The sequence below is a fragment of the Pseudomonas sp. Eqa60 genome (assembly GCF_018326405.1).
In the GTDB taxonomy this organism is placed as follows: Bacteria; Pseudomonadota; Gammaproteobacteria; order Pseudomonadales; family Pseudomonadaceae; genus Aquipseudomonas; species Aquipseudomonas protegens.
In genome coordinates this window covers 4,153,071-4,175,427 of sequence record NZ_AP024342.1, presented here as the reverse complement: position 1 = coordinate 4,175,427, position 22,357 = coordinate 4,153,071, and the positions used below count along the sequence as shown (strand labels likewise).

Annotated in this window: 18 protein-coding genes and 1 pseudogene; 11 read left to right on the top strand and 8 right to left on the bottom strand. The window is 64.8% G+C overall.

Annotation, left to right across the window (positions count from 1 at the left end):
- Positions 1-62 precede the first annotated feature (62 nt).
- The 4 genes from poxB to KI242_RS18875 all read right to left on the bottom strand — a co-directional run bounded on the left by poxB (position 63) and on the right by KI242_RS18875 (position 5,179).
- Positions 63-1,808 (bottom strand): ubiquinone-dependent pyruvate dehydrogenase, encoded by a 1,746-nt coding sequence (gene poxB, locus KI242_RS18890; protein ID WP_072441294.1) that lies wholly within the window; start codon positions 1,806-1,808, stop codon positions 63-65.
- Positions 1,809-1,926: 118 nt separating this feature from the next.
- On the bottom strand, positions 1,927-2,991 hold the full coding sequence (locus KI242_RS18885; protein WP_244868137.1) for an FAD-dependent oxidoreductase: 1,065 nt from the start codon (positions 2,989-2,991) through the stop codon (positions 1,927-1,929).
- Positions 2,992-3,143: 152 nt separating this feature from the next.
- Complete coding sequence (locus KI242_RS18880) at positions 3,144-4,685, bottom strand: MFS transporter (protein WP_011061878.1); 1,542 nt, start codon at positions 4,683-4,685, stop codon at positions 3,144-3,146.
- On the bottom strand, positions 4,682-5,179 hold the full coding sequence (locus KI242_RS18875) for a heme-binding protein (protein ID WP_212805434.1): 498 nt from the start codon (positions 5,177-5,179) through the stop codon (positions 4,682-4,684). The genes KI242_RS18880 and KI242_RS18875 overlap by 4 nt, the downstream gene beginning before the upstream one ends.
- Positions 5,180-5,283: 104 nt before the next feature.
- Here KI242_RS18875 and KI242_RS18870 point away from each other — a divergent pair, with 104 nt between their 5' ends.
- The 3 genes and pseudogenes from KI242_RS18870 (at position 5,284) to KI242_RS18860 (ending at position 8,577) form a co-directional block, all read left to right on the top strand.
- A complete protein-coding gene (locus KI242_RS18870) occupies positions 5,284-6,165 on the top strand; it encodes a LysR family transcriptional regulator (RefSeq protein WP_212805433.1) in 882 nt (293 codons plus the stop codon).
- Positions 6,166-6,240: 75 nt separating this feature from the next.
- Positions 6,241-6,618 (top strand): VOC family protein, encoded by a 378-nt coding sequence (locus KI242_RS18865; protein WP_041118828.1) that lies wholly within the window; start codon positions 6,241-6,243, stop codon positions 6,616-6,618.
- Between the two features lie 356 nt (positions 6,619-6,974).
- A pseudogene (locus tag KI242_RS18860) lies at positions 6,975-8,577 on the top strand (TerC family protein).
- 31 nt (positions 8,578-8,608) lie between these two features.
- Here the strand turns inward: KI242_RS18860 and KI242_RS18855 are convergent.
- The 3 genes from KI242_RS18855 to KI242_RS18845 form a co-directional block, all read right to left on the bottom strand.
- Positions 8,609-9,709: a GGDEF domain-containing protein gene (locus KI242_RS18855; protein ID WP_212805432.1), complete on the bottom strand. Its 1,101-nt coding sequence runs from the start codon at positions 9,707-9,709 to the stop codon at positions 8,609-8,611.
- Positions 9,710-9,949: 240 nt separating this feature from the next.
- Positions 9,950-11,101 carry a UDP-N-acetylglucosamine 2-epimerase (non-hydrolyzing) gene (gene wecB / locus KI242_RS18850; RefSeq protein WP_123473584.1) on the bottom strand — a complete coding sequence of 384 codons (1,152 nt, stop codon included), beginning with the start codon at positions 11,099-11,101 and terminating at the stop codon, positions 9,950-9,952.
- Positions 11,102-11,674: 573 nt separating this feature from the next.
- Positions 11,675-12,649, bottom strand: a complete 975-nt coding sequence (locus KI242_RS18845; protein ID WP_015636033.1) for a LysR substrate-binding domain-containing protein — start codon at positions 12,647-12,649, stop codon at positions 11,675-11,677.
- 136 nt (positions 12,650-12,785) lie between these two features.
- Here KI242_RS18845 and KI242_RS18840 point away from each other — a divergent pair, with 136 nt between their 5' ends.
- The 5 genes from KI242_RS18840 (at position 12,786) to KI242_RS18820 (ending at position 17,647) form a co-directional block, all read left to right on the top strand.
- Positions 12,786-14,087, top strand: a complete 1,302-nt coding sequence (locus tag KI242_RS18840) for an FAD-binding oxidoreductase (RefSeq protein ID WP_212805431.1) — start codon at positions 12,786-12,788, stop codon at positions 14,085-14,087.
- 51 nt (positions 14,088-14,138) lie between these two features.
- On the top strand, positions 14,139-15,227 hold the full coding sequence (locus KI242_RS18835; RefSeq protein WP_244868136.1) for a polyamine ABC transporter substrate-binding protein: 1,089 nt from the start codon (positions 14,139-14,141) through the stop codon (positions 15,225-15,227).
- Between the two features lie 10 nt (positions 15,228-15,237).
- Entirely contained in the window at positions 15,238-16,500 is a 1,263-nt protein-coding gene (locus KI242_RS18830; protein ID WP_077934400.1) for an FAD-dependent oxidoreductase, read from the top strand.
- Positions 16,501-16,632: 132 nt separating this feature from the next.
- Positions 16,633-17,028, top strand: coding sequence for a hypothetical protein (locus tag KI242_RS18825; RefSeq protein ID WP_015636029.1), 396 nt, complete (start codon positions 16,633-16,635; stop codon positions 17,026-17,028).
- Positions 17,029-17,179: 151 nt separating this feature from the next.
- The gene (locus KI242_RS18820; RefSeq protein ID WP_077934399.1) at positions 17,180-17,647 is read left to right on the top strand and encodes a DUF6368 family protein; all 468 of its coding nucleotides are present in this window, start codon (positions 17,180-17,182) and stop codon (positions 17,645-17,647) included.
- A gap of 116 nt (positions 17,648-17,763) precedes the next feature.
- Here the strand turns inward: KI242_RS18820 and KI242_RS18815 are convergent, their stop codons facing one another.
- Positions 17,764-18,336, bottom strand: coding sequence for a type 1 glutamine amidotransferase family protein (locus KI242_RS18815; RefSeq protein WP_019095391.1), 573 nt, complete (start codon positions 18,334-18,336; stop codon positions 17,764-17,766).
- Between the two features lie 306 nt (positions 18,337-18,642).
- Between KI242_RS18815 and KI242_RS18810 the strand changes: the two genes are divergently transcribed.
- The 3 genes from KI242_RS18810 to KI242_RS18800 all read left to right on the top strand — a co-directional run bounded on the left by KI242_RS18810 (position 18,643) and on the right by KI242_RS18800 (position 22,332).
- On the top strand, positions 18,643-19,659 hold the full coding sequence (locus KI242_RS18810; RefSeq protein ID WP_077934398.1) for a fimbrial protein: 1,017 nt from the start codon (positions 18,643-18,645) through the stop codon (positions 19,657-19,659).
- 507 nt (positions 19,660-20,166) lie between these two features.
- On the top strand, positions 20,167-21,600 hold the full coding sequence (locus KI242_RS18805; protein WP_019095389.1) for an RtcB family protein: 1,434 nt from the start codon (positions 20,167-20,169) through the stop codon (positions 21,598-21,600).
- Between the two features lie 186 nt (positions 21,601-21,786).
- Positions 21,787-22,332, top strand: coding sequence for a hypothetical protein (locus tag KI242_RS18800; protein WP_053159228.1), 546 nt, complete (start codon positions 21,787-21,789; stop codon positions 22,330-22,332).
- Positions 22,333-22,357 lie beyond the last annotated feature (25 nt).

Genomic DNA, 22,357 nt, shown 5'->3' with positions numbered 1-22,357 from the left:
TGTGGGTTCATTAGAGGCTGCAATGACAGGGGACCGTTATTGCCTGTGGGGGTAGAGCCTTTCTAGGTGATCTTGAACCAACTGTCCTTGAGCCAATTGGTCCTGGCCAGTTCGATCACCTCGTCGCCACGCCCGCTCATCACCGCCTTGAGCATGTACAGGCTGAAGCCCTTGGCCTGTTCCAGCTTGATGGCCGGCGGCATGGCCAGTTCCTGGGTGGCGGTGACCACGTCCACCAGCACCGGGCCGTCATGGGCCAGGGCGGTGCGCAGGGCGCCTTCCAGTTCTTCGGAGTTTTCCACCCGCAGGCCGAGAATGCCCATGGCGTTGGCCATGGCGGCAAAGTCCGGGTTGTGCAGGTCGGTGCCGGTGTCCAGGTAGCCGGCGGACTTCATTTCCATGGCCACGAAGCCCAGGGAGGCGTTGTCGTAGACCACGATCTTCACCGGCAGCTTGAGCTGGGCCAGGGAGATGAAGTCGCCCATCAGCATGCTGAAGCCGCCATCGCCGGACAGCGAGATCACCTGGCGCTGGGGGAAGGCGGCCTGGGCGCCCATGGCCTGGGGCATGGCGTTGGCCATGGAGCCGTGGTTGAAAGAGCCCAGCAGGCGCCGCTGGCCGTTCATTTTCAGGTAGCGCGCGGCCCACACCGTGGGGGTGCCGACGTCGGCAGTGAAAATGGCGTCTTGGTCTGCCAGTTCGCTGAGCAGCCGGGTCAGGTACTGCGGGTGGATCGGCCGGCCAGCGGGCGAGGGCTGGGCCAGGTCGTCCAGGCCCTGGCGCGCCTTGGCGTAGTGCTTGAGGGATTCTTCGAGAAAGCGGCGGTCGCCCTTATAGGGCAGACGCGGCAGCAGTGCGGCGAGGGTTTCGCCGACATCGGCGGCGATCCCCAGGTCCAGTGGCACTCGCCGGCCCAGGGCCTGGGGGTTGCGGTCGATCTGTATGACGCAGGCGTCGCTGGGGTAGAACTGGCGATAGGGAAAGTCGGTGCCGAGCATCACCAGGGTGTCGCAGTTGAGCATGGCGTGGTAGCCGGAGCTGAAGCCGATCAGGCCGGTCATGCCGACGTCGAAGGGGTTGTCCCACTCCACATGCTCTTTGCCGCGCAAGGCATGCACCACCGGTGCGCCGAGGGCATCGGCCAGGGCCACCACCTGATCGTGGGCGCCGGCGCAGCCGCTGCCGCAGAGCAGGGTCACGGCCTTGCTCTGGCTCAGCAGTTCCACCAGCTTGTCCAGGTCGTGGGGGGCGGGCAGGGTGCGCGGTGCGTGCAGGGCCGGCCATGGCTTGCTGGCGGCGGGCACCTGTTGCAGGGCCACGTCGCCGGGGATCACCACCACCGCCACGCCGCGGTTGAGGATCGCGCTGCGCATGGCCCGGTGCAGCACCTCGGGCATCTGCGCCGGGTTGCTCACCAGTTCGACGAAGTGGCTGCACTCCTTGAACAGCTCCTGAGGGTGGGTTTCCTGAAAATAGTCGAGGCCGATCTCCGAGGAGGGGATCTGTGCGGCGATGGCCAGTACCGGCACATGGTTGCGGTGACAGTCGAACAGGCCATTGATCAGGTGCAGGTTGCCCGGCCCGCAACTGCCGGCGCACACCGCCAGTTGCCCGGTGGCGGCGGCTTCGGCGCCGGCGGCAAAGGCGGCCACCTCTTCGTGGCGCACATGCATCCACTCGATGGTCTGCATGCTGTGCAGAGCGTCGGTGAGGCCGTTGAGGCTGTCGCCGGTCAGCCCCCAGATACGCTTGACCCCGGCCTGTTCAAGGGTGGTTGCCAGTTGCTGGGCGATGGTGATGTTCGCCATGAAGAGCTCCTGCGGTCCGCTTAAGAAGTCGTGCAATCAAAAGAGGACAACAGGCGAGGGCGGATGATTCCGTGAAATCTTGCAGGCCCTGCCGCGGTGTGGCGACAGGGGCTGGTGTTCAGGCGAAGCGTGCCGGTCGGCAGGCGGCCAGTTCGGCGCAGGTTTGCCCGTGCAGCAGTTCCTGGCTGATCAGGCGCGCCACCGTGGGGGCCAGGGTCACGCCGGCGTGCATCACCGCCAGGTACAGGCCCTGGTAGCGGGTGCTGGGGCCGATGATCGGCAGTTGGTCCCCGGGCATCGGCCGCAGGCCGACTTCCACGCCGCGCAAGGTGATGGCCTGGGCGCCACGGAACAGCTGGCGGATGCTGGCCAGGGCCTGTTGCGCGATGGCCTCGGGCCCCAGTGGACCCTGGGCATCGATATAGTCCTCGGCCAGCAGCAGGCTGCCGTCCGCCGCTTCGCGGATTTCCAGCTGGCTGTTGGAGACCAGGGTCTTGACCAGGCCCGGTGGCGCATTGACGCGGATCAGGATCGACGGCGAGGCCTGCACCGGCAACTGAATACCCAGGGGCGCGAGCAGGGCCGGGGTGGCGCAGCCGCTGGCGAGCAGCACCTGGTCGGCACGGTGGAGCCCGGCGGCGGTGTTTACCCCGAGTACCCGCTGGCCTTCGACCCGCAAGCCAAGTACCCGGGTCTGGTCGAACACCCGGGCGCCGTGGGTGCAGGCCGCATCGAGCAGGGTGCGGGTGGCGGCCACCGGGTCCAGGCTGCCTTCGCCGGGTGCATAGCGGGCACGCTCCGGCAGCACTTGCAGGTGGGGTTCCAGTTGGGCAACGCCGGCCCGGTCCAGCCACCGGGTCGAGGCCTCGGCGGTTGGCTCGTCGGTATCTGGCGCTTGCTGGTCGGCCGCGCCGTAGGTCAGCGCGCCGGACCAGCGGATCTGCAAGGCCGGCAGTTCGTGCTGCAGGCGGCGGTAGTCTGCCAGCGCCTGGGCCCGCAGGGCGCGGGCGGCTGCCGGGAACTCGCCGTGAGGGTTGATCCAGGCAAAGGAATGGCGGGTGACGCCCGAGCCCGGGCTGTCCTGTTCCAGCACGGTCACCTGCGCGCCCTGGCGGGCCAGGTGGTAGGCAATGGCGGCGCCGACAATCCCGGCGCCCACCACGATCACGCTTGAAGGCTTCACGCTCACCTCGTTATCCATTCAATGGGGCGTTGCGAAGGGCGCACCTTAACCGTGGCGGATTGCCCCAGCAATTGAACGAGTGTTGTGAAATTGCAAGCGGGCGGGCCAGGACCGCTGCCGCAGGCGCGGCAGCGGTTTGTGCAGTGCCTGGGCTATTGCAGCTTCAGCGTCAGCCCCGACGCCTGGGGCAGTGGATTGCGCATCAGCCGGCCCACCACCAGGGCGCCGAGCAGGGCGAGCATCCCGGCCACCGTCAGCACCAGGCCGAAACCACCGACAAAGGCCTGCCGGGCCAGGGGCTCGACCAGGGCCCGGGCATCGGGCGGCAAGCCGGCCATCGCGCCCTGCATGTCCCCGGCCACCACCCGTGAGGCAATCTCCGGTGCCTGCTCCAGCCAGTGCCCGGGCACGGCGTGCAGGCTGCCCTGCAAGAGCTGCTGGGTATGGCTGGCCAGCAGCGCACCGAACACCCCTATGGCCAGCATGATGGCGCTAAAGCGCATGGTGGTGCTCATGCCCGAGGCCATGCCGGTGCGCTCCCGGGGCACGCAGGCCATGATGTTTTTCTGCGTGTCGCCATTGAGCAAGCCGGCCCCGGCGCCGGTCACGGCGATTGCCAGGGCGAAGTTCAGGTAGCCCCCGGCGTGTACCGCCCAGGCGCTGAGCAGGTTGCCGCAGCCCACCAGGGTCAGCCCTGCGGCCATCAGCGTGGCCGGCGCATAGCGCCCGGCCAGGCGTGCGCCGATCCGCGGGCAGATGAGCATGGTCAGGGCGAAGGGCAGCATGCCCAGGCCCGAGGCGATGGCCGAGAAGCCCAGGCCGTTCTGCAGGTAGAAGGGCAGCAGCGTCATCATCACCTGGGCACAGCCGGCGTAGGCGAACATGCCCAGCAGGGCGCCGATGAAGCGCGGGTGGCGGAACAGTTGCAGGTCCACCATGGGCCGGCTTTGCAGCCGCTCGATCAGCACGAACAACCCCAGCAGCGCCACGCCTGCCAGCAGGCGGGTGGTGGTGGCCGGGTGGCTCCAGCCGATGCGGTTGGCCTCGATCAGGCCCCAGATCAGGCACAGCAGGCTGGCGCTGAAGGCCAGGCTGCCCCAGGGGTCGAGGCGCGCCGCCTGGGTATCCCGGGATTCCGGCACGTTGCGCAGCACACTCCACAGCAGCAGCGCACCCACCGGCAGGTTGAAGTAGAAGATCCAGCGCCAGCCGAAGTACTCGGTGATCAGCCCGCCGACCGTGGGCGCGGCAGTCATGGCCATGCCCATGCAGGCACCCCAGAAGGCCCAGGCCTTGGCCCGTTCCACTTCGTCGTGGAAGGTATGGCCGATGGAGGCCAGGGCCGAGGTCAGCAGCAGCGCCGCGCCCACCCCCTTGAGCGCCCGGGCGATGTCCAGCAGCAGGGCGTTGGGCGCTGCGCCGCAGCCCAGGGAGGCGAGGATGAACAGGCCCAGGCCGCAGAGCAGGGTGCGCTTGCGGCCGAAGCGGTCGGCCAGGCTGCCGGCGGGCAGCAGCAGGGCGGCGAAGGCCAGCATGTAGGCGCTGACCACCCACTCGATATCGGCGAAGTTGGCCCCCAGGTCACGGGCGATGCTCGGCAGCGCCACGGCGACGATGTTGGTGTCCAGAACGATCAGCGAACAGACCCCGGAGGCGGTGAGCAGGGTCAGGCGCGGGTTGACGGAGCGGTTCATTGCGTGGCCTGCCGACTGAGGGTGGCGAGGGCCGCCAGGGCGATTTCATCGTCGTGGGCCGGGGTGTCGGCACTGACCCCGATGGCGCCGATCACCTGGCCGTCGACGATGATCGGCTGGGCGCCTTTCATCATCACCAGGCCGGTGCTGAGGGCTGCGGGGCGGCCGCCATTGACGGCGTTTTCCAGATACCCGGAGGGCCGCTTGAACAGCGCCGAGGTGCGTGCCTTGCCCTGGGCCAGCTCGACTCCGGCCACCACTGGGGCGCCGTCCATGCGCGCGCCGAGTATCGGCCAGCCGCCGTCGTCGACGATTGCCACGGAGCAGGGCCAGCCCTTGGCCTGGGCAGTTTGCTGGGCGGCCCTGAGCAGGCGCTGGGCGTTGTCCAGGGTAAGGATTGCCTTGTGAGCAACGACGGGGCGGCTGTCCTCGGCTGCAGCGGTCTGCAGCACGCAGCAGGTGATCATTGCCAGAAACAGGGGTTTGACGCGCATGGCTGAGGCTCTCTACTGTGAAGGTTCGTTCAGCTTATCCCGGCCTTTCGCGGTCTTTGTTAGCCGCTGGCGACCAGTTCATTACCTTTGAGCTAATGCCCATCATGGAAATTCGTCACTTTCGCTACTTCCTAGCGGTGGCCCGGCAGCGCAATTTCACCCGCGCCGCCGAGCAATTGGGGATTGCCCCGCCCACCCTGAGCCGGCAGATCCAGGACATGGAGAACACCCTTGGCACCCGGCTGTTCCTGCGCCAGCAACGCGAGGTCAGCCTGACCGAGGCCGGCGCCACCCTGCTGCTGGAAGCCGAGGCCACGGTGCGCCAGTTCGAGTTTGCCCAGCGCAATGCCCAGCGTGCCGGGCGCGGCGAGATCGGCCATATCGAACTGGGCTATGTGGCCTCGGCGGTGTATTGCGGGCTGTTGCAGAAACAGGTGCAGGGCTTTGGCCGCGACTGCCCGGACGTCAGCCTCAACGTGCGGGAGTGCCCGATGGCGACGCTGCCGGCGCGGATTGCCGATGGTCGCCTGGACGTGGGCTACATTCGCTCGCCCATGACATTGCCGGAAGGGGTCGAGGCCGTTCGCCTGGACGCCGAGGGCTTTGTCCTGGCGCTGTCCGATGAATCCTGGCTGTGCCGCCTGCCGCAGATCGCCTCCGAACACCTGCTCAATGAAACCTTCATTCTTCCGGAGCAGATCAGCGGCACCTTGCAGGTGGCGGCCCAGGGTGCCTACGCCCCCAAGCTGGGCCCCCAGCCCGGCGGCCTGGTGGCGGTACTGGCCCTGGTGTCCCTGGGGCAGGGCGTGGCAGTGGTGCCGGAGTCGGTGGTGGGCCACATCAGCCTGCCCCATGTGCTGTACCGGCCGATTGGCGGCAGCTCGGCGACGTCCTGGCTGTCGCTGATCCACCGGCGTTTCGAGCAGGCACCGGCGGTGGTGCGCTACATCGAGCAGGTACGGCGCGAGTACCGCGGCAAAGCCTGATGGGGCATGTTCAAGCGATGGCCCGGGTCGCATAATCCCCGGGCCATTCCTTTCGCTTCAGGAGCTGCGTCTTCGATGATCGACCACCTTGACCACCTGGTACTGACCACCATCGACCCGATTGCCGCCGAGGATTTCTACGTCCGCGTGCTGGGCATGCAACTGGAAACCTTTGCCGGCGGGCGCAAGGCCTTCAAGTACGGCAACCAGAAGATCAACCTGCATGTGCGCGGCCAGGAGTTCGAACCCAAGGCCCACCTGCCGGTGCCGGGGGCGCTGGATTTGTGCTTCATCGCCAGCGTGCCCCTGGACCAGGTGATTGCCCATCTGCAACAGGCCAATTGGCCGATCATCGAAGGGCCGGTGCCGCGCACCGGCGCCACCGGCCCGATCCGTTCGGTGTACCTGCGGGACCCGGACCTGAACCTGATCGAGATTTCCGAGCAGTTGTAACGGTGCCGGCCTGCGTCAGAGACGCGGGCCGGATAAAATCTTGTAATGATTTCCCGCTGGGGAATCGGCTCGCCCTCCCTGTAATCTCCAAGTCCGTTTTTTCCTTCAGGACTTGCATGAACACGCTCTCGGAGCCCCCCAGTCGGCGCTCTTTCCTCGCTTTGCCCCATGACTTCTCGCGCCATCCGGCGGCCCTGAGCCCCAGACGCTCAGGCAGCCATTCTCCCGGTTGCACTTGCCTGGCACTTGCCACTTCCTGCCTTTATCCGCCCGTACCCGAGGTTTTGCAGCCCCTGCACCTTGGCGCTGCGTCGCGCCTGGCCGTTTGAATTTTCCGGAGCACTTGAGTCGTCGTTATGGAATGGATCGCAGACCCCACGGCCTGGCTTGGCCTTTTGACCCTGATCGTCCTGGAGCTGGTGCTGGGCATCGACAACCTGGTGTTTATCGCCATCCTCGCGGACAAGCTGCCGCCCGAGCAGCGCGACCGTGCGCGGATCATCGGCCTGTCCCTGGCGTTGTTGATGCGCCTGGGCCTGCTGGCCAGCATCTCGTGGATGGTGACCCTGACCCAGCCGCTGTTCGAGGTCTTCGAGCACAGCTTCTCGGGGCGTGACCTGATCATGCTGTTCGGTGGTGTGTTCCTGCTGTTCAAGGCCACCATGGAGTTGCATGAACGCCTGGAGGGCCATGTCAGCCAGCGCGCCGGCAGTACCACTTACGCCTTGTTCTGGCCGATCGTGGCGCAGATCGTGGTGCTCGATGCGGTGTTCTCCCTGGACGCGGTGATCACCGCGGTGGGCATGGTCGAGCACCTGTCGGTGATGATGATCGCGGTGGTGGTGTCCATCGGCGTGATGATCGTCGCCAGCAAGCCGCTGACTCGTTTCGTCAACGCGCACCCGACGGTGATCATGCTGTGCCTGGGCTTCTTGATGATGATCGGCTTCAGCCTGACCGCCGAAGGCTTGGGTTTCCATATTCCCAAGGGTTACCTGTATGCGGCCATCGGCTTCTCGATCCTGATCGAGGTGTTCAACCAGATCGCCCGGGCCCGGCGCAAGAAATCCATGCAGGGCCTGCGGCCGATGCGCGAGCGCACGGCCTATGCGGTGATGCGCCTGCTGGGTGGGCGCAGGCTGGCGGCGGAAGAAGTGGGCGAGGAAATTGCCGACTTGCTGGAAACTGATGAGGCCCCCAGCAGCGAGCTGTTCGACCGCCGTGAGCGGGTGATGATCAGTGGTGTGCTGCAATTGGCGGAGCGGCCGATCCGCAGCCTGATGACGGTGCGTGCCGAGGTCGACTGCATCGACCTTACGGACAGCCCGGAGAGTATTCGTACCAAGCTGATGCATTCTTCGTACTCGCGCCTGCCGCTGATTCGCGATGGCGCGGTGGATGAGCCTTTGGGCTTCGTGCACAAAAAGGAACTGCTCAAGGAGTACCTGGCGGGCAGCGAGCCGAACCTTGAGCATCTGGCGCGCAAGACCATCAACCTGCTGGACAGCTTTTCGATCCTCAACGCCCTGGAACAGATGCGCCAGGCGTCCACTCACATTGCCTTTGTGATCAACGAATTCGGTGACTTCATGGGCATCCTGACCATGACCGACATTCTCGAATCCATTGCCGGCGAGCTGCCGGATGCCAGCGAGATCGAAGGCCCGGATGTGATCGAAGAAGAGGGCGCGTTCCTGGTCAATGGTGCGCTGAACCTGCCTCAGGTACGCCAGCGGACCGGCTTCGGCGCTGAACCTGCCTCAGGTACGCCAGCGGACCGGCTTCGGCGCTGAACCCACCGAGGACTACCAGACCCTGGCCGGTCTGGTGATGAGCCTGCTGGACCGCCTGCCGGTCAAGGGCGATCGGGTGGAGTGGGCAGGCTGGAGCCTGCAGGTCAGGGCAGTGGAAGAGCGCCGGGTAACCCAGGTGCTGCTGTCGCGCAGGAGCGTGGCCTGACGCCGGGGCCTCTTCGCTGGCAAGCCAGCTCCTACGCGGGTGGTGCGGGCCTGCCGGCTGGATGGAAGGTGTAGCGATCCTTGCCGCCGTGCTTGGATTCGTACAGCGCCTGGTCGGCCTTGATCAGGGCCTGGTTCAGGGTTTCGCCAGGCTCGACCCGGGCCAGGCCCATGCTGATGGTCACTGGATGCCGGGTCGGCTGGTCGCGCACCACCTGGCACAGCCGCGCGGCCAGCGCCTCCACATCCGCGCGGGGCACGTCGGCCAGGTAGATGGCGAACTCCTCGCCGCCCAGGCGGGCATAGTCGAAATCCCTCATCACTCCCTTGATATCGGCGGCGATGCGCTTGAGCACTTCGTCGCCGATGTCATGCCCGTGCACATCGTTGACCTTCTTGAAGTTGTCGATGTCGACCATCGCCAGGTAATCGTCGTGCTCCCGGGGCAGAGCCTGCAGGCGCTGGCCGGCGCGGGCCATGAACGAGCGGCGGTTGGGGATCTCGGTGAGGGTGTCGAGGTAGGCCTGGTCCAGCAGCAACTTGGACATGATGTAGTTGTGCAGCCGGGCCCGGCGCAGGGTGATGTAGCTGTAGAGGGTCAATGCGCTGAGAAACAGCGCGTACACCAGCACCAGCAGCCCCTTGAGTTCCTGCAGGGTGGTGCTGGTGCGCCAGAACGGATTGAGCACCAGCCAGGTGATGAAGATGGCGCTGACGAACGACCAGCGTCGCAGAGGCATCACCGAGGCGCCGTATAGCATGCTCGACGCCCCGAGAATCAGCCAGACCGGGCGCTGGTCGATGGGCAACCCCTCGATCACCAGGCGTACGCCGATGGTGATGGTCAGCACGAACAGCAGGTTGACCCACTGGAAGTGCCGGTCCTGGCGGGTGAAGCCGAGGATGATGGTGGTGAAAGACAGAATGCTCAGAAAGACCATCGAATAGGCGGTGAAGCCCTGCTGCCCGGGAAAGCTGACGATCAGGTCGAAGATCAGCCAGATCAGGATGCTGGCGGTGTAGATCAGGACGCAGAAGCTGCGCAGGCGTTCGAAATCATGTTGCGCGAATTCAAGCTTCAAGGCCGCCGGAGCGGCCTGTTTGAGCACTTGTTCTTCAAGGGTTCTGAACATCGCGGGCCTTGGATGTGAGCTGATGATCCAGCAGCGGCTTGCCCCAGGGGCGATAGCGCAGGGAGAACACCGCGCCGGGGTTGGAGGGGGCGCGACGATCCGCTGCTTGAAAGTGTAGGTCGTCCAGTTCAATCGGCAGGTACCTGCCAGTGACCGGTAGCTTCCAGTTCTCGCACAGAGTGTGAAGCCATATGGCCAACTGGACGTTTTGCGACTGCGGGCTGCGGAGGCTGCCCGGGCTCATGCCGGAGTACGGGGGGCTTGGGCCTCCAGCCAGGTGCACAGGCGGCGGGCGATGTGTTCGCTGGCGCGGCCGTCACCGTAGGGGCTGTACACGCGGCTCATGCGGGCATGCAGCTGTGCATCGTCCAGCAGTTCGCTGGCGTGGTGCACGATGCGCTCGCGATCGGTGCCCACCAGCAGCACGGTGCCGCCTTCCAGCACCGACGGCCGTTCGGTGACCTCGCGCAGTACCAGCAAGGGCTTGCCGATGGCCGGGGCCTCTTCCTGGACACCGCCGGAGTCGCTGAGGATGAAGTGCGAACGTCCCATCAGCCAGACAAAATGCTGATAGTCCTGGGGCGCTACCAGGTAGATGTTCGGCTTGTTCGAGAGCAGGCCGTACACCGCGTTCTGCACCTGGGGGTTGAGGTGTACCGGGTACACGAACTGCACGTCCGGGTAGCGCTCGGCCAGGGTTGCCAGGGCTTCGCAGATATCGCGGAAACCGTCACCGAAGTTCTCCCGGCGGTGGCCGGTGATCAGCACCATGCGCCGGCTGTCGTCGAGCACCGCCAGGGGCGAGTTGGCCGCGGGGCGCCAGTGGGTGTGCTTCTGCCGGTTGCGCATCCACAGTAGCGCGTCGATCACCGTGTTGCCGGTGACCTCGATGTTTTCAGCGGGCACGTTTTCCCGCAGCAGGTTGGTTGCGGACCTGGCGGTCGGGGTGAAGTGCAGGTCGGCGATGACCCCGGTCAGGCGCCGGTTGGCTTCTTCGGGCCAGGGTGCCTGGAGGTTGCCAGTGCGCAGGCCGGCCTCGACGTGGCCAATGGGCAACTGCCGGTTGAAGGCGGCGAGGGCGGCGATAAAACTGGTGGTGGTGTCGCCATGGACCAGCACGATGTCCGGTTTCAGGCGCTCGTAGCTGGTGTCCAGGTGGATCAGCAGTTGCTGCGACAAGCCGTTGAGGGTCTGGCCCTGGGTCATCACTTGCAGGTCCACATCGACCTCGAGCTCAAAGGCGTCGAGTACCTGTTTGAGCATTTCCCGGTGCTGGCCGGTGGAACAGATGTGCAGCTCGATACCTGGCCAGTGCCTTAGAACCCGAGCCAGTGGTGCCATCTTGATCGCCTCAGGACGTGTACCGAAAACCATCATGACCTTGAACGACATGGACCCCTCCCTGGGATTGTGAAAACCGGACCTGGCGTTGAGATCAAAGCAGTGAGAATCACTCTTGTCCAACCAGGAGTGCAGGCGCTGATAGCGCTCAGGTTCGCGGTTTAGCGGGAAAAGGGGGCTTGCATTGATCCGGAGGCAGCAGGTTTCTTGGCGGGAAGAAAACACTGGGCGCAATGCAAGATGATGTTGCGCAGTTCGGCTGCCCGTTAAGAAGAGTCAGGCTGATTTAAGCCATTAAATTGACGCCAATACCATTTGTCGGGAGGCTTTTAATCAGGCTTAGAGTCTCGTGTCAAAATGACGTCGCGCGCTGCTAGAATGCGCGCCATGACTCACCCCGAGAGTGAGTGTGTTGATGACTGCCTGGTTCGTGGAGTGATGCTGTGGGTCGTGCTTTAGCGGTGTATGTAGTGGGGATGGCCCTGGTGCTGGCGTGTTTTGCCTGGGCAATGGTGACGCTCTACAGCTGAGCGCCGGCGGCGCTCGAGCTTTCCCGGGCAGTGTTCATCGGCCCTTCAATGTTGTTTGCCCAGGCCCATGAGCAGCAGGGCCTGGTCCAGTCATTCAGCCTGGGATCGACTGCCGTCCAGGCGTGCCCAGCGCTGCTGCAATCGTCCCAGCCAGGCCTTGTGCCGCGGGCAGATCCCGTTCGGCTGCCTGAGCCTGGAACCAGTTCAATACGGTTTCGCAGGCCGGATGCGCGGCGCCGCTGTCGCGTAGCCACAGGGCATAGACCCCGCCGGTCTTGAGCGCCTGGCCAAAGGGGATCAGCAGGCTGCCCCGGGCAATCGAGTCCTGGGCCAGGATCAGGTCCGTCATGGCCACCCCCAGCCCCCGGGCTGCGGCGTCCAGGGCCAGGTCGTCGAGGTTGAACAGCAGGTGCTTGTAGCTGTGGGGCGTCTGGTCGTCCTGGGCCTGCAGCCAGGCGGTCCATTCCTGGCGGCTGGTAGAGCCGTGGATCAGCGCGTGCCCGGCCAGTTCCTCCAGGGAGCGCGGCGGCCATTGCCCGTCACTGAGCGTTGGGGCACACACCGGTACCAGGTATTCGTCGAACAGCGGGGTCAGCGGCCGCTCGTCCAGGCCTTCCGGCAGGTACAGCACATAGGCGTCGCAATCGCCGCCGGGGTCTACCGTGGCTCCGCCCACGGTCTCGATCGACAGGCACAGCCCGGGGTTGGCGGCGTAGAAACCGCTGAGCCGCGGCAGCAACCAGCGCACCGCCAGGGAGACAAAGATGCGGATGCGAAACGGCCGGTCCAGGGGCGCCGGGGCCAGGCGTTCCTGCAGGGAGCCGAGGGACCTCAGGACTTGAGTGGCCACCGTGCAGACATCGCGCCCCTGTTCGGTCAGCGAGACCCTTCGGCTGCTGCGCTCGAACAGGCTGACCCCATAGTGCTCCTCCAGTTGCTGGATCTGCCGGCTCACCGCGCTCTGGGTCAGGTGCAGGCGCGCCGCGGACTCGGTGAAGCTGTGGGTCTGGGCCACGCTGACCAGGGTCTGCAGGGCCTGCAACGAGGGCAGTCGAAGAGGGTTATCCATGCGTTTTCCGAATAGATGGATGAATTAATAACGTTCGAAATAAAGCCGTCACATCCATAGATTGTAGGCGTGTGGCGCCGGGTTGAGTGTTCTGTTGAATGCTCCGGGCGCATGGATTGTGCAGGAGTGACAGGCTTTGAACAATGTATGTGGCTGGATCGCCCTGGCAGGGCAGACTTCCCCGCGGCCAACCCTCAAGGGCCTACAGAAAGCCGACTGGCTGATCATTGGCGGTGGCATCACCGGCCTCTCGGCGGCCCATGCCCTGGCGCGGATGTTGCCCCAGCAACGCATCGTCCTGCTGGATCGCCAGCGGGCGGCCCAGGGGGCTTCGGCGCGCAACTCGGGGTTTGTGGTCAGCCATGAATTGCCCGGCGCCGATGAGTTGCTGGGGCGGCCCGGCCACTCGGCCTATCAGCTTGCCTGCGGCATCGGCATCGCTGCCGGTGAAGAGGTGCGCCGGCGCATTGACGAGTTGGGCATCGAGTGCGAGTTCGACGCTGGCGGCTATCACTTCGCCGTGCACCAGGGGCAGCACTTGCAGGACAGCGGCGCCCGAGTCGCTACCCTGAATGCCGCGGGCGCCCAGGCCCAGTACCTGGAAGGCGCGGCCTTGCAGCAGCGCCTGGGCAGTGGCTTCTACCAGCGGGCCATCCACTGCGCCGGTGGCAACGCGCTGCTGCAGCCGGCCAAATACGTCAAGGGCCTGCTGGAGCGCCTGCCGGAGCGGGTGGAGGTGTTCGAGAACAGCCCGGTGCAGGACCTGCAGCCTCTGCCGGGCCGGGGCTGGCGGGCGGTGACCGGGGAGGGCGAGATCCAGGCGCCCCAGGTGCTGGCCTGTGTCGGTGCCTTTCTGCCCCGGCTCGGAGTCCGGCACAGCCGCACCTTCCCCCTGGAGCTGAGCGCCAGTATCACCCAGCCCCTGCAGGAAGATCACTGGCAGCGGCTGCTGGATGAGCAGGGCTGGGGCGTGCTCTCCACCTTGCCCGGGGCGGCCACGGTGCGCCTGTTGCCCGGGCGCCGCCTGCTGATGCGCAACACCGTCGAGTATCGCCAGCGCGATCTCGGCCCGGCGCAGTTGGCGGTGCGCCGCCAGGAACACCTGCGGGGCCTGCAAAAGCGCTTTCCCGGCATTACCGATACCGACCTGCAATACACCTGGACCGGGCACCTGAGCGGCACCCGTTCCGGCGAGCCGTACTTCAGCCGGGTCGCCGAAGGCCTGCACGCGGTGGCCGGCTGCAACGGCTCGGGGGTGGCGCGGGGCACCCTGTGGGGCCGGCTGCTGGTGGAAATGGCCGCCGGCTGCGACTCCTCGCTGCTGCGGGACGTGCTGTCCCAGGCCCGGCCCGGCTACCTGCCACCCCGACCGTTTTTCGACATTGGAGCAAGCTTGCGCATGGGCTGGGAAGTGCAGCGCGCGCGACACGAACGTTAACCGTCGCGGCGAATGAAACGCCGCAATAATAAGAGCACAGAGGGCGGCAACATGATCAATCGCACCACTACGGCACTTTTATCCCTGGCCTTGTGCGCCGCAAGCGTCCAGGCGGCCGAGACCGTGAGCATCGCCAACTGGAGCGGCTATATCGCTCCGGACACCCTGGCCCAGTTCACCCAGCGCACCGCAATCCAGACTACCTACGACGTGATCGACAGCAACGAGACCACCGAGGCCAAGCTGATGACCGGCGGCAGCGGCTATGACCTGGCCAGCCCGTCCAACCACTTTCTGCCGCGGCTGATCCAGGCCGGGGCGATCCAGCCCCTGGATCGCAGCAAGCTGCCCAACTGGAACAACCTCGATCCCAAGCTGATGAAGCTGCTGGAAACCAGCGACCCGGGCAATAGGTACGGCATTCCCTATATGTGGGTGACCGTGGGCATCGGCTACAACGTCGACAAGATCAAGGCGATCTTCGGCGACACCGATGTCACCCAGTCCTGGCAGCTGCTGTTCAAGCCGGAGAACATCCAGAAGCTCAAGCAGTGCGGCGTGGCCTTTCTCGACAACCCGACGCAGATGGTGCCCATCACCCTCAATGCCCTGGGCCTGGCCCCCCACAGCGAACAGCCGGCGGACCTGAAAAAGGCCGAAGCGGCGCTGCAGGCGATCCGCCCCTCGATCCTCTACTTCCACCAGGCCAAGTACGTCAGCGACCTGGCCAACGGCAACATCTGCGTGGCCGTGGGTTTCAGCGGCGACGTGCTGCAAGCCATGGCCACCGCGCAGCAGGCAAAAAACGGCGTGAACCTCGGCTACAGCATTCCCAGGGAAGGCTCCACCGTGGCCATGGACATGGTGGTGATTCCCAGGAACGCCCCGCACCTGGACAACGCCTATGCCTACCTGAACTACCTGCTGGACCCCAAGGTGATCGCCAACATCCGCAACTTCGTGCAGTACGCCAACGGCAATGCGGCGTCCTTGCCCTACATCGAACCGCAGTTGCGCAGCAACCCGGCGGCCTACCCGCCGCAGTCGGTGCTCGATACGCTGTTCCCGATCAAGACCATGACCCCGGCCGGCATGCGCCTGAGCACTCGCCTGTGGACCCGGGTCGTCAGCGGCACATGAGGAGCACGGCATGATTGCAAGTCAGCAACAACGCGGCCACGCCGTGGTGGTGGGGGCCGGGGTGGTGGGCCTGGCCAGCGCCCTGTGGCTGCAGCGCCTGGGCTGGCGGGTGACCCTGCTGGACCGCCAGCCGCCGGGCAGCGGCACTTCCTTCGGCAATGCCTGTACCTTCGCCACCTATGCCGTGGAGCCAGTGGCAACCCCCGGCATCTGGCGCCAGGCCCCGGGCATGCTGTTGCGGCGCGACAGCCCGCTGGCGATCCGCCCGGGTTACCTGCCACGGATCGCCCCCTGGCTATGGCGCTTTTTGCAAAGCTCCAGCGAGCCGCGGGTCAAGGCCATCAGTCATGATCTGCACAGCCTGCTCAAGCCCTGCATGGGCGCCTGGCAGGCGTTGTTCGACGATGCCGGGGCCAACGACCTGGTGCGCCATGACGGCTCGCTGTACATCTTCGAGGCCCACGAGCGGCAGAGCGCTATCGACATGCTGGCCTATCACCAGGGGTTCGAGGTGCCCATGCGCCTGGTGCAAGGGCCGGAGCTACGGGCCATGGAGCCGGCCCTCAACGCCCGTGCGGCCCTGGCGCTGGAACTGCCCCAGGTCAGCCGCACCCTCGATCCCTTCGCATTGAGCCAGCGCTTGCTGCGGTGCTTCATCGAGCGCGGCGGAGTGTTTCGCCGCGATGAGTTGCAGGGGGTCGAGCGCAGCGCCCAGGACGGCGAGCGGGTGCTTGCCCGCCTCGGCAGTGGCGAGCAACTGCCCGCCGAACGCCTGGTGTTGTGCAGCGGCGCCTGGTCCCGCCGCCTGGCGCAGAGCCTGGGGGACGAGATTCCCCTGGACACCGAGCGCGGTTATCACGTGCTGTTCGATCAGGCCGGCGGCTTGCTCAGCCGCCCGGTGTGCTGGGGCGCCGGCGGTTTCTACCTGACGCCCATGGCCCAAGGGCTGCGGGTGGCGGGCACGGTGGAATTCGGCGGCCTCGACGCCGCGCCGGACCCGCGCCGCTATCACTACCTGGCCCGGGCGGCGCGACGCTTCCTGACCCTGCACCACGAACCGGTTTCCCGGTGGATGGGCTTTCGTCCCTCGCTGCCGGACAGCAAGCCGGTGCTCGGCCAGTCGCGGCTGCTGCCCCAGGTGCACTACAACTTCGGCCACGGTCACGTTGGCCTGACCCTGGCCGCCATCAGTGGGCAACTGGTGGCGGAGCAGGCCAGCGGGCTGACCCCGAGCGTGAACCTGCAACCCTTCCTGGCGGGGCGTTTCCGCTAGTCACGCAGCCGCGGTGGTTATGGGGAAGGGAAACGGTCATGTTCATCTGCTACAACGGCTTTTTCCCTCGACAGACCTGCCCGGCGGCCGGAAAGGCGTCGGGGGACCTACGCTAGCCATGGACGCGCCCCTATGCGAAATGCACTTGTGCTGACCTCCCTGTTCCTGTGTGCCGGCGCAGCTTGCGCCGAAGACCCCGCCTCGGTACTGGGCCATGGCTTTGGTTCCCTGGGCTGCATCGACCTCAAGGACCCCGACAGCAAGGCCACCTGCGGCGCCCGCGCCCTGTCCAACGGCACCGGTTGCCACGGCCTGTCCAGCCAGGGCATGCGCGACAAATGCCTGGATGAAGCGCTGTACCCGCAAAGCAGCGCGAGCCGCAGCCGTACTGCGAAGGCGGCCCAACCAACGGCCCCGGTGCCCGCCCTGTCCAGCCAGCGCCTTGTTCAACCGCCTGCGCCCTTGTTGACGGAGGGCGAGGCGAAGCGATTGGAAGAGGTGTTGGGGGTCAATGGTTCCAGGCGCTGAGCTTGGCTATTGCACCACGGGCTTTTATGCTCCCGGTCCGGTGAATGCACTGACCGGCAGCGGGCTTGAGCATTGATGCCTGCTGATGCAGCGAACAAGGGCTCGCCTGTTATCCCTGATGCGGATGCGGTGCGCTGGAGGAGGTGACTCAATGGCCGGGCCGACTGTCAGGGTGCTTTTACCGCGCCAGATCGATGGCTTGCTCGAAAACCGGGTGCGGGCCTGTCTGGCCGCAATTGCGGATCAACCCTGGGCCGGTACGAGCTCGTTCTTCATTGGCGGTAGCCCCATGCTGTTTGGGATGGGGGCCGAATATCCAGGGGAGCTGGCGGAATATGCCGGGCTGGCCGGGCAACTGGGATGGCTCCCTGAAGGCATTCTGAGCCTGGCGGCCATGGATAAAGACCAGGCGGATCACCAGCGCCTAGGGCAGGCGGCGCTGACCTTGGCCCGTCACCTGGATGGTGTGCTGGCCTTCGGCGCCAGCATCCATGCCTACACCCGGGACAGCGAATTTCTGGCGGGGCTGGCGATCATCGAGCATGAGGGCGAGAGCATTTTCAGCGCTGCGGACTTTGCGGCATGGTTGGGCCACCGGGATTTTCGACTGGTGAAATAATCCACGGCTACACGCCCGCACTGCCGCCCACCCACTACCTTGCGTAGGCGCTGGCTTGCCAGCCAAGGCGTTCGGGAGATCGCCTTCGCCGGCAAGCCGGCTCCTACAGGGGAGGGTCAGGCTTGCTGGCGGTGCTCGGCGGCGTGCAGGCCCAGGTAGAAGGTCAGGTTGTCGTCGCTGATGCCCAGGGCGCCGAGAATCTGTGCCATGAAACTCACTGGAGCGCTGCCCGGGGCGGTGATCACGCGCTGGTCCGCTACCGCGTGGGGCACATCCTGGTAGTGCGCGGCGCCGGCATAACCCACCGCCAGCAGGTTGTCCGCCGAATTGGAGGTGTGCTTGAGCTGGTCCAGCACCCCGGCCCGGGCCAGTTCGCGGGTGCCGTCGCAGATGCCGGCGAGGACCAGCTTGCGTTCCTTGGCCGCGCGTAGCAGTTCGCGGATATCCGGCGCCTGGGGGCTTTGCCAGACCGTCCCGCCGCAGACCATCAAGAGGTCCACCTCATCCAGACGAATATCTTCCAACGCCAGGTCCGGGGTCACCCGCAGGCCGCCCATGGAGGTCACGATGGCGCCCTTGGGTGAGGCGTAACGGCAGTCGAAGCCATAGTAGCCACGGCCGGTGGCGTTGATCAGGGCGGTTTCCCAGTCGGCGAAATTGTCGCAGACAAGGGTAATGGCGCGGGTCATGGGCAGCTGTCCTTGCTGAGGCGAATGAGTATTGGAGGGCGCGCAGAATAGCCCGATTTCAGCGACTCAATGGAACATTTCGTTGCTGGGCAAGGGGGAAGGGCTGCTGTCGTTGGCGTGTGGCTGACCCCTGCAACAGCGCTTTGTAGGATAAGTCCTTGGCTCCTGAGGATTTATCGACAACGTTCTGTGTTCGGGCTGATAGGTGCCGTGATCGGGGGGGCTTAAAGTCGAAGTTTGGGTCGCCTCGTCCTCAGTGGAAAGAGCGCCAAACGTCGTGGACATTTGAACAGGCACCGTACTTTCATGAAGCGCAACCTTCTGCTCTCGGCTCTTGTCCTGTTGTTGTCGCTATGGGGTGGGGGCCCGGCGTATGCCGGCGGGGAGTTCTCTCCCGAGTCATCGATCATTCAGTTGCCTGCCAGCATTTACATCAGTGCAGGAACCATGAATGGCGACGTCATTGCGACCACCGCAGAGGTGGACTCGATGATGAGGGATCCATGGCCGCAAATATTCAGTTCCGAGCCCATGGTCTACAAGCTTCAAGGCGCTACGCTGGCCCCCGGTTACCACAATGTCTATTTGAGCAATGTGGCTGGAGTCGGATTCAGGTGGAACGCCAAATGGAGATGGCGTGAAAATCAGTCCGGGTCCAGCCAGTATCTGGTGGGGAGTGGAAAGTCACTCGTAAAACTCAGATGGGTCAAGGGTGATGCCTACAAGCAATCCATGTGGCTGGAAATCATAAAGATCGGCGACATCCAGAGTGGGACCTTGGCTGGTAACGGGTTGGTGAACGTTGCGTTCAATTGCGTTGGTATCTGCAACTCCAAAGGCTGGACGGTCTACACCAGCGGCAAAAGCGCAGTGACGGTGCAGCTCAGAGTACCGACCTGCAGTGTGTCCAGCTCGCAGATTTCAGTGCCCCTGGGGCGAACATCGAACATGACCTTTTCCGGAGTGGGGAGTACCTCCAAAGCGGTGCCCTTCAAAATAAACCTGTCATGTTCGGGAGGGGATGCGGGGGCTTCGATCGGGGCTTATGTCTCGTTCATAGATGTGAACAACTGGGCTAACCAGGGCAGCACCTTGTCGCTGAGCGCCGGGTCGACTGCCTCGGGAGTGGGGGTGCAGATCCTCAAGGGAGCGACTGTTCTCGGCTACGGTTCGGGCTCTGTCAATCGATGGTGGGCGGGGAATATCTCCGCTGGGGTCTCGAGCTACGACATTCCACTGACCGCACGTTATGTCCAGACCGCTTCGCGAGTCACCCCAGGAACGGTCAGTGGGATGGCGACCTTGACGATGAGTTATCGTTGAACGGTTTCGCCGTTCAGGGTCTCGGCATGCGCTGGGGCCTTTTCATCTCATGTAGCGGGCAAGGATAATCCGCGCCGGCCTGTAGCGAACGCCTGCTGGTTCGTTCAGGTAGAAGCAGTTTGGCCCTGGCCGGCTGCCACTCTGATTTTCCCCGCCCCAAGTCTGCCCCCCGAGCAACAGCAGTTACTACGGCTCAAGACCCAGAGCTATGCCCAGGGCCGCTTCCTCTGGCAGCAGACCCTGGCCCACCTGCCGCCAACTGCCAGGCGCAGAAGGTGCAGATCAAGGGCGTGCGCTTCGACTTCTGACCCCACGCAGCTCTGTAGGAGCCCGCTTGCTGGCGAAGGCGTCTCGCCAGGCGCCTCCTTAAATAATTTCTCCCCGGCTATTTACATCCACAGCGTCATTCCCCCATTATTCGCGCCGTCTAAGTTTCGCTGCTGACCAGACAATTCCAGCCACCAAAAGGGTGGTTGTTTTGTTGCGTCCAAGAAAAGCAGTTGAAAAATGACCAAGACTCCTCTGAAAAGAATTCAGCACAAGCTCGCCCGTTCCGGGGTGGCCATCGAACGCCTGAATTCCAATTCCCTCTCTATCTCGTCCACCAATGACGCCGGCCTCAAGGTGGATCTGCTGCTGCCCGACAGTTTTGCCATCGAAGAGAAAGCCATCCTGCAACTGATGGATTTCGCCAAGGTCGCCCACCCCCATGGCGGCGAAGTGAAGTGCGCCTGCGCCACGCCGGATTTCCATACCGGCAGCCCGATTCCGGTGGGCAGCGTGATCGTCACCAGCCACGACATGGTGGTGCCGCAAGCTATCGGCACCGACATCAATTGCGGCATGCGCCTGCACAAGCTGGGGCTGAACTACGAGCAGTTCATGGCGCAAAAGGCCAAGTGGACCGCCCTGGTGCGTGGCGATCTGCTGGAAGGCACGCGCAATATTCCCACCAGCCCCACGGCCATGAGCGCACTGTTTGCTTCGGGGCTGGGGGATTTCTGGGCTCAGGTACAGCAACAGGACCCGATCGGGCTGTTTGCCGGGGCGGATTTCGCCCAGTTGCAGCGTGAGCTTTCGGGCCTGCATGAGTCGTCCTTTGCCCGCGGCAGCGCCGACTATGCACCGGAGGCCCTGCAAGACCTTTCGCGCAAGATCCTTCGCGACCCGGGCCTGGGTTCCCTGGGAGGTGGTAATCACTTTGTCGAGATCCAGGTGGTCACTGAACTGGTGGATCGCCAGGCCTGTTTCGCCCAGGGCCTGTCCGTGGGGCAGGTGGTGATGATGATCCACACCGGCTCTCGCGACGTGGGCTTCTATGTAGGCCGACGCTGGATGGACAAGGCCAAGGCCCTGTGGCCGGCCGGGATCAAGCATCCCGATTCGAAGATCTTCGCCTTGTTTGGCGAGATGGCCGATGAGTACCTGCTGGCCATGCACAGCGCCGCGCACTACGCCGACGCCAACCGCGCACTGATCGCCGAAATGGTGCGCCAGCGCACTCGGCAGGTGTTCGGCGCGGGCATCGAAGCGCCGCTGATTGTCGATGTACCGCACAACATCGTACTGCGCGAGGAAGGCGGCAACGTCCACCGCAAAGGCGCCACACCGGCCTATGCCGGGCAGCCGCTGCTGATTCCGGGGAGCATGGGGCATGACTCCTACCTGCTCACCGGGCTGGGCAACGAACGTTGGCTGCGCTCGGCCAGCCACGGCGCCGGACGCTCCATGTCGCGCAGCGAGGTGGTGTTCAAGGCCAAGAAGGACAAGGCCTTCCTCGGCCTGCAGGGCGTGGAGTGCATCACCACCAAGGAAGAGCGGATGATCGAAGAAGCACCGGGGGCCTACAAGGAAATTGGCCAGGTGATCCAGTCCCAGGTGGAAGAGGGCACGGTGTCGGTAATAGCGCGGTTTTCGCCGATTTTGACCTTCAAGGCGTAGGCACGAAGGGGCTGTGGGGGGATGGTTTTCGGGTTTGCCGTTCAACTGTGCGGCCGATACATTGTCGCCCCCCCCGGCCTGTTCGCTCCGAGCGGTGCCGTTGCAGTTATCTGCGGTTGCAAAAGCCCAGGGTGCGGTAGCCGCTGGGGTGCTTGCCTGTTTGTGATCAACCTCGGGTGCTTAAGCATGAATCAAGATGAAAACCTGAAGCACGATGCGGTAGCGCCATTGACCGCTGCCAGCGAGTTTGTCGTCGACAAGCAGCCCCTTGCCGAGCTTCTGGCGGTGCTCGCTCAGTGTGGCGAGGTGGTGTCCTGCTTCTTCAAACCTGACCCCGTCATCAAGGTGCTGGGTGAGAGGCCGCGACTGGCCGAGTTTCTCGAGCGTTTCAGCGGCCTCGCCAGCTCGACGGCCATCGGGCAGATCGAGCCTGAGTTCGGGCCCTTTTCCATGCTCAATCGATACGAGTTCGAGGGCTCGTTGCTGGCGGCGCTGCTGCGGGGCGGGTGTCATCCGTCCACCCGTGGAGGGTCCATGGCCAATGCCCGCCAGGTGGTGTTCGAAGCGCTGGATGCTGTGTTTCCGGCGCCGTTTTCCGAGCTGGTGGTGTATCGGTTTGATAGTCCTGATTGGTGTGAGTTGACCAGGAATTCGACTATTTCTTCTGCCTATGTCGCCTGCCAGGGGGCGCGGAATCTGTGGTGGGTGTTGTGCGTGGCTGATGTTGATTGAGGCCCACTGCGGCTAACCCGGCGTC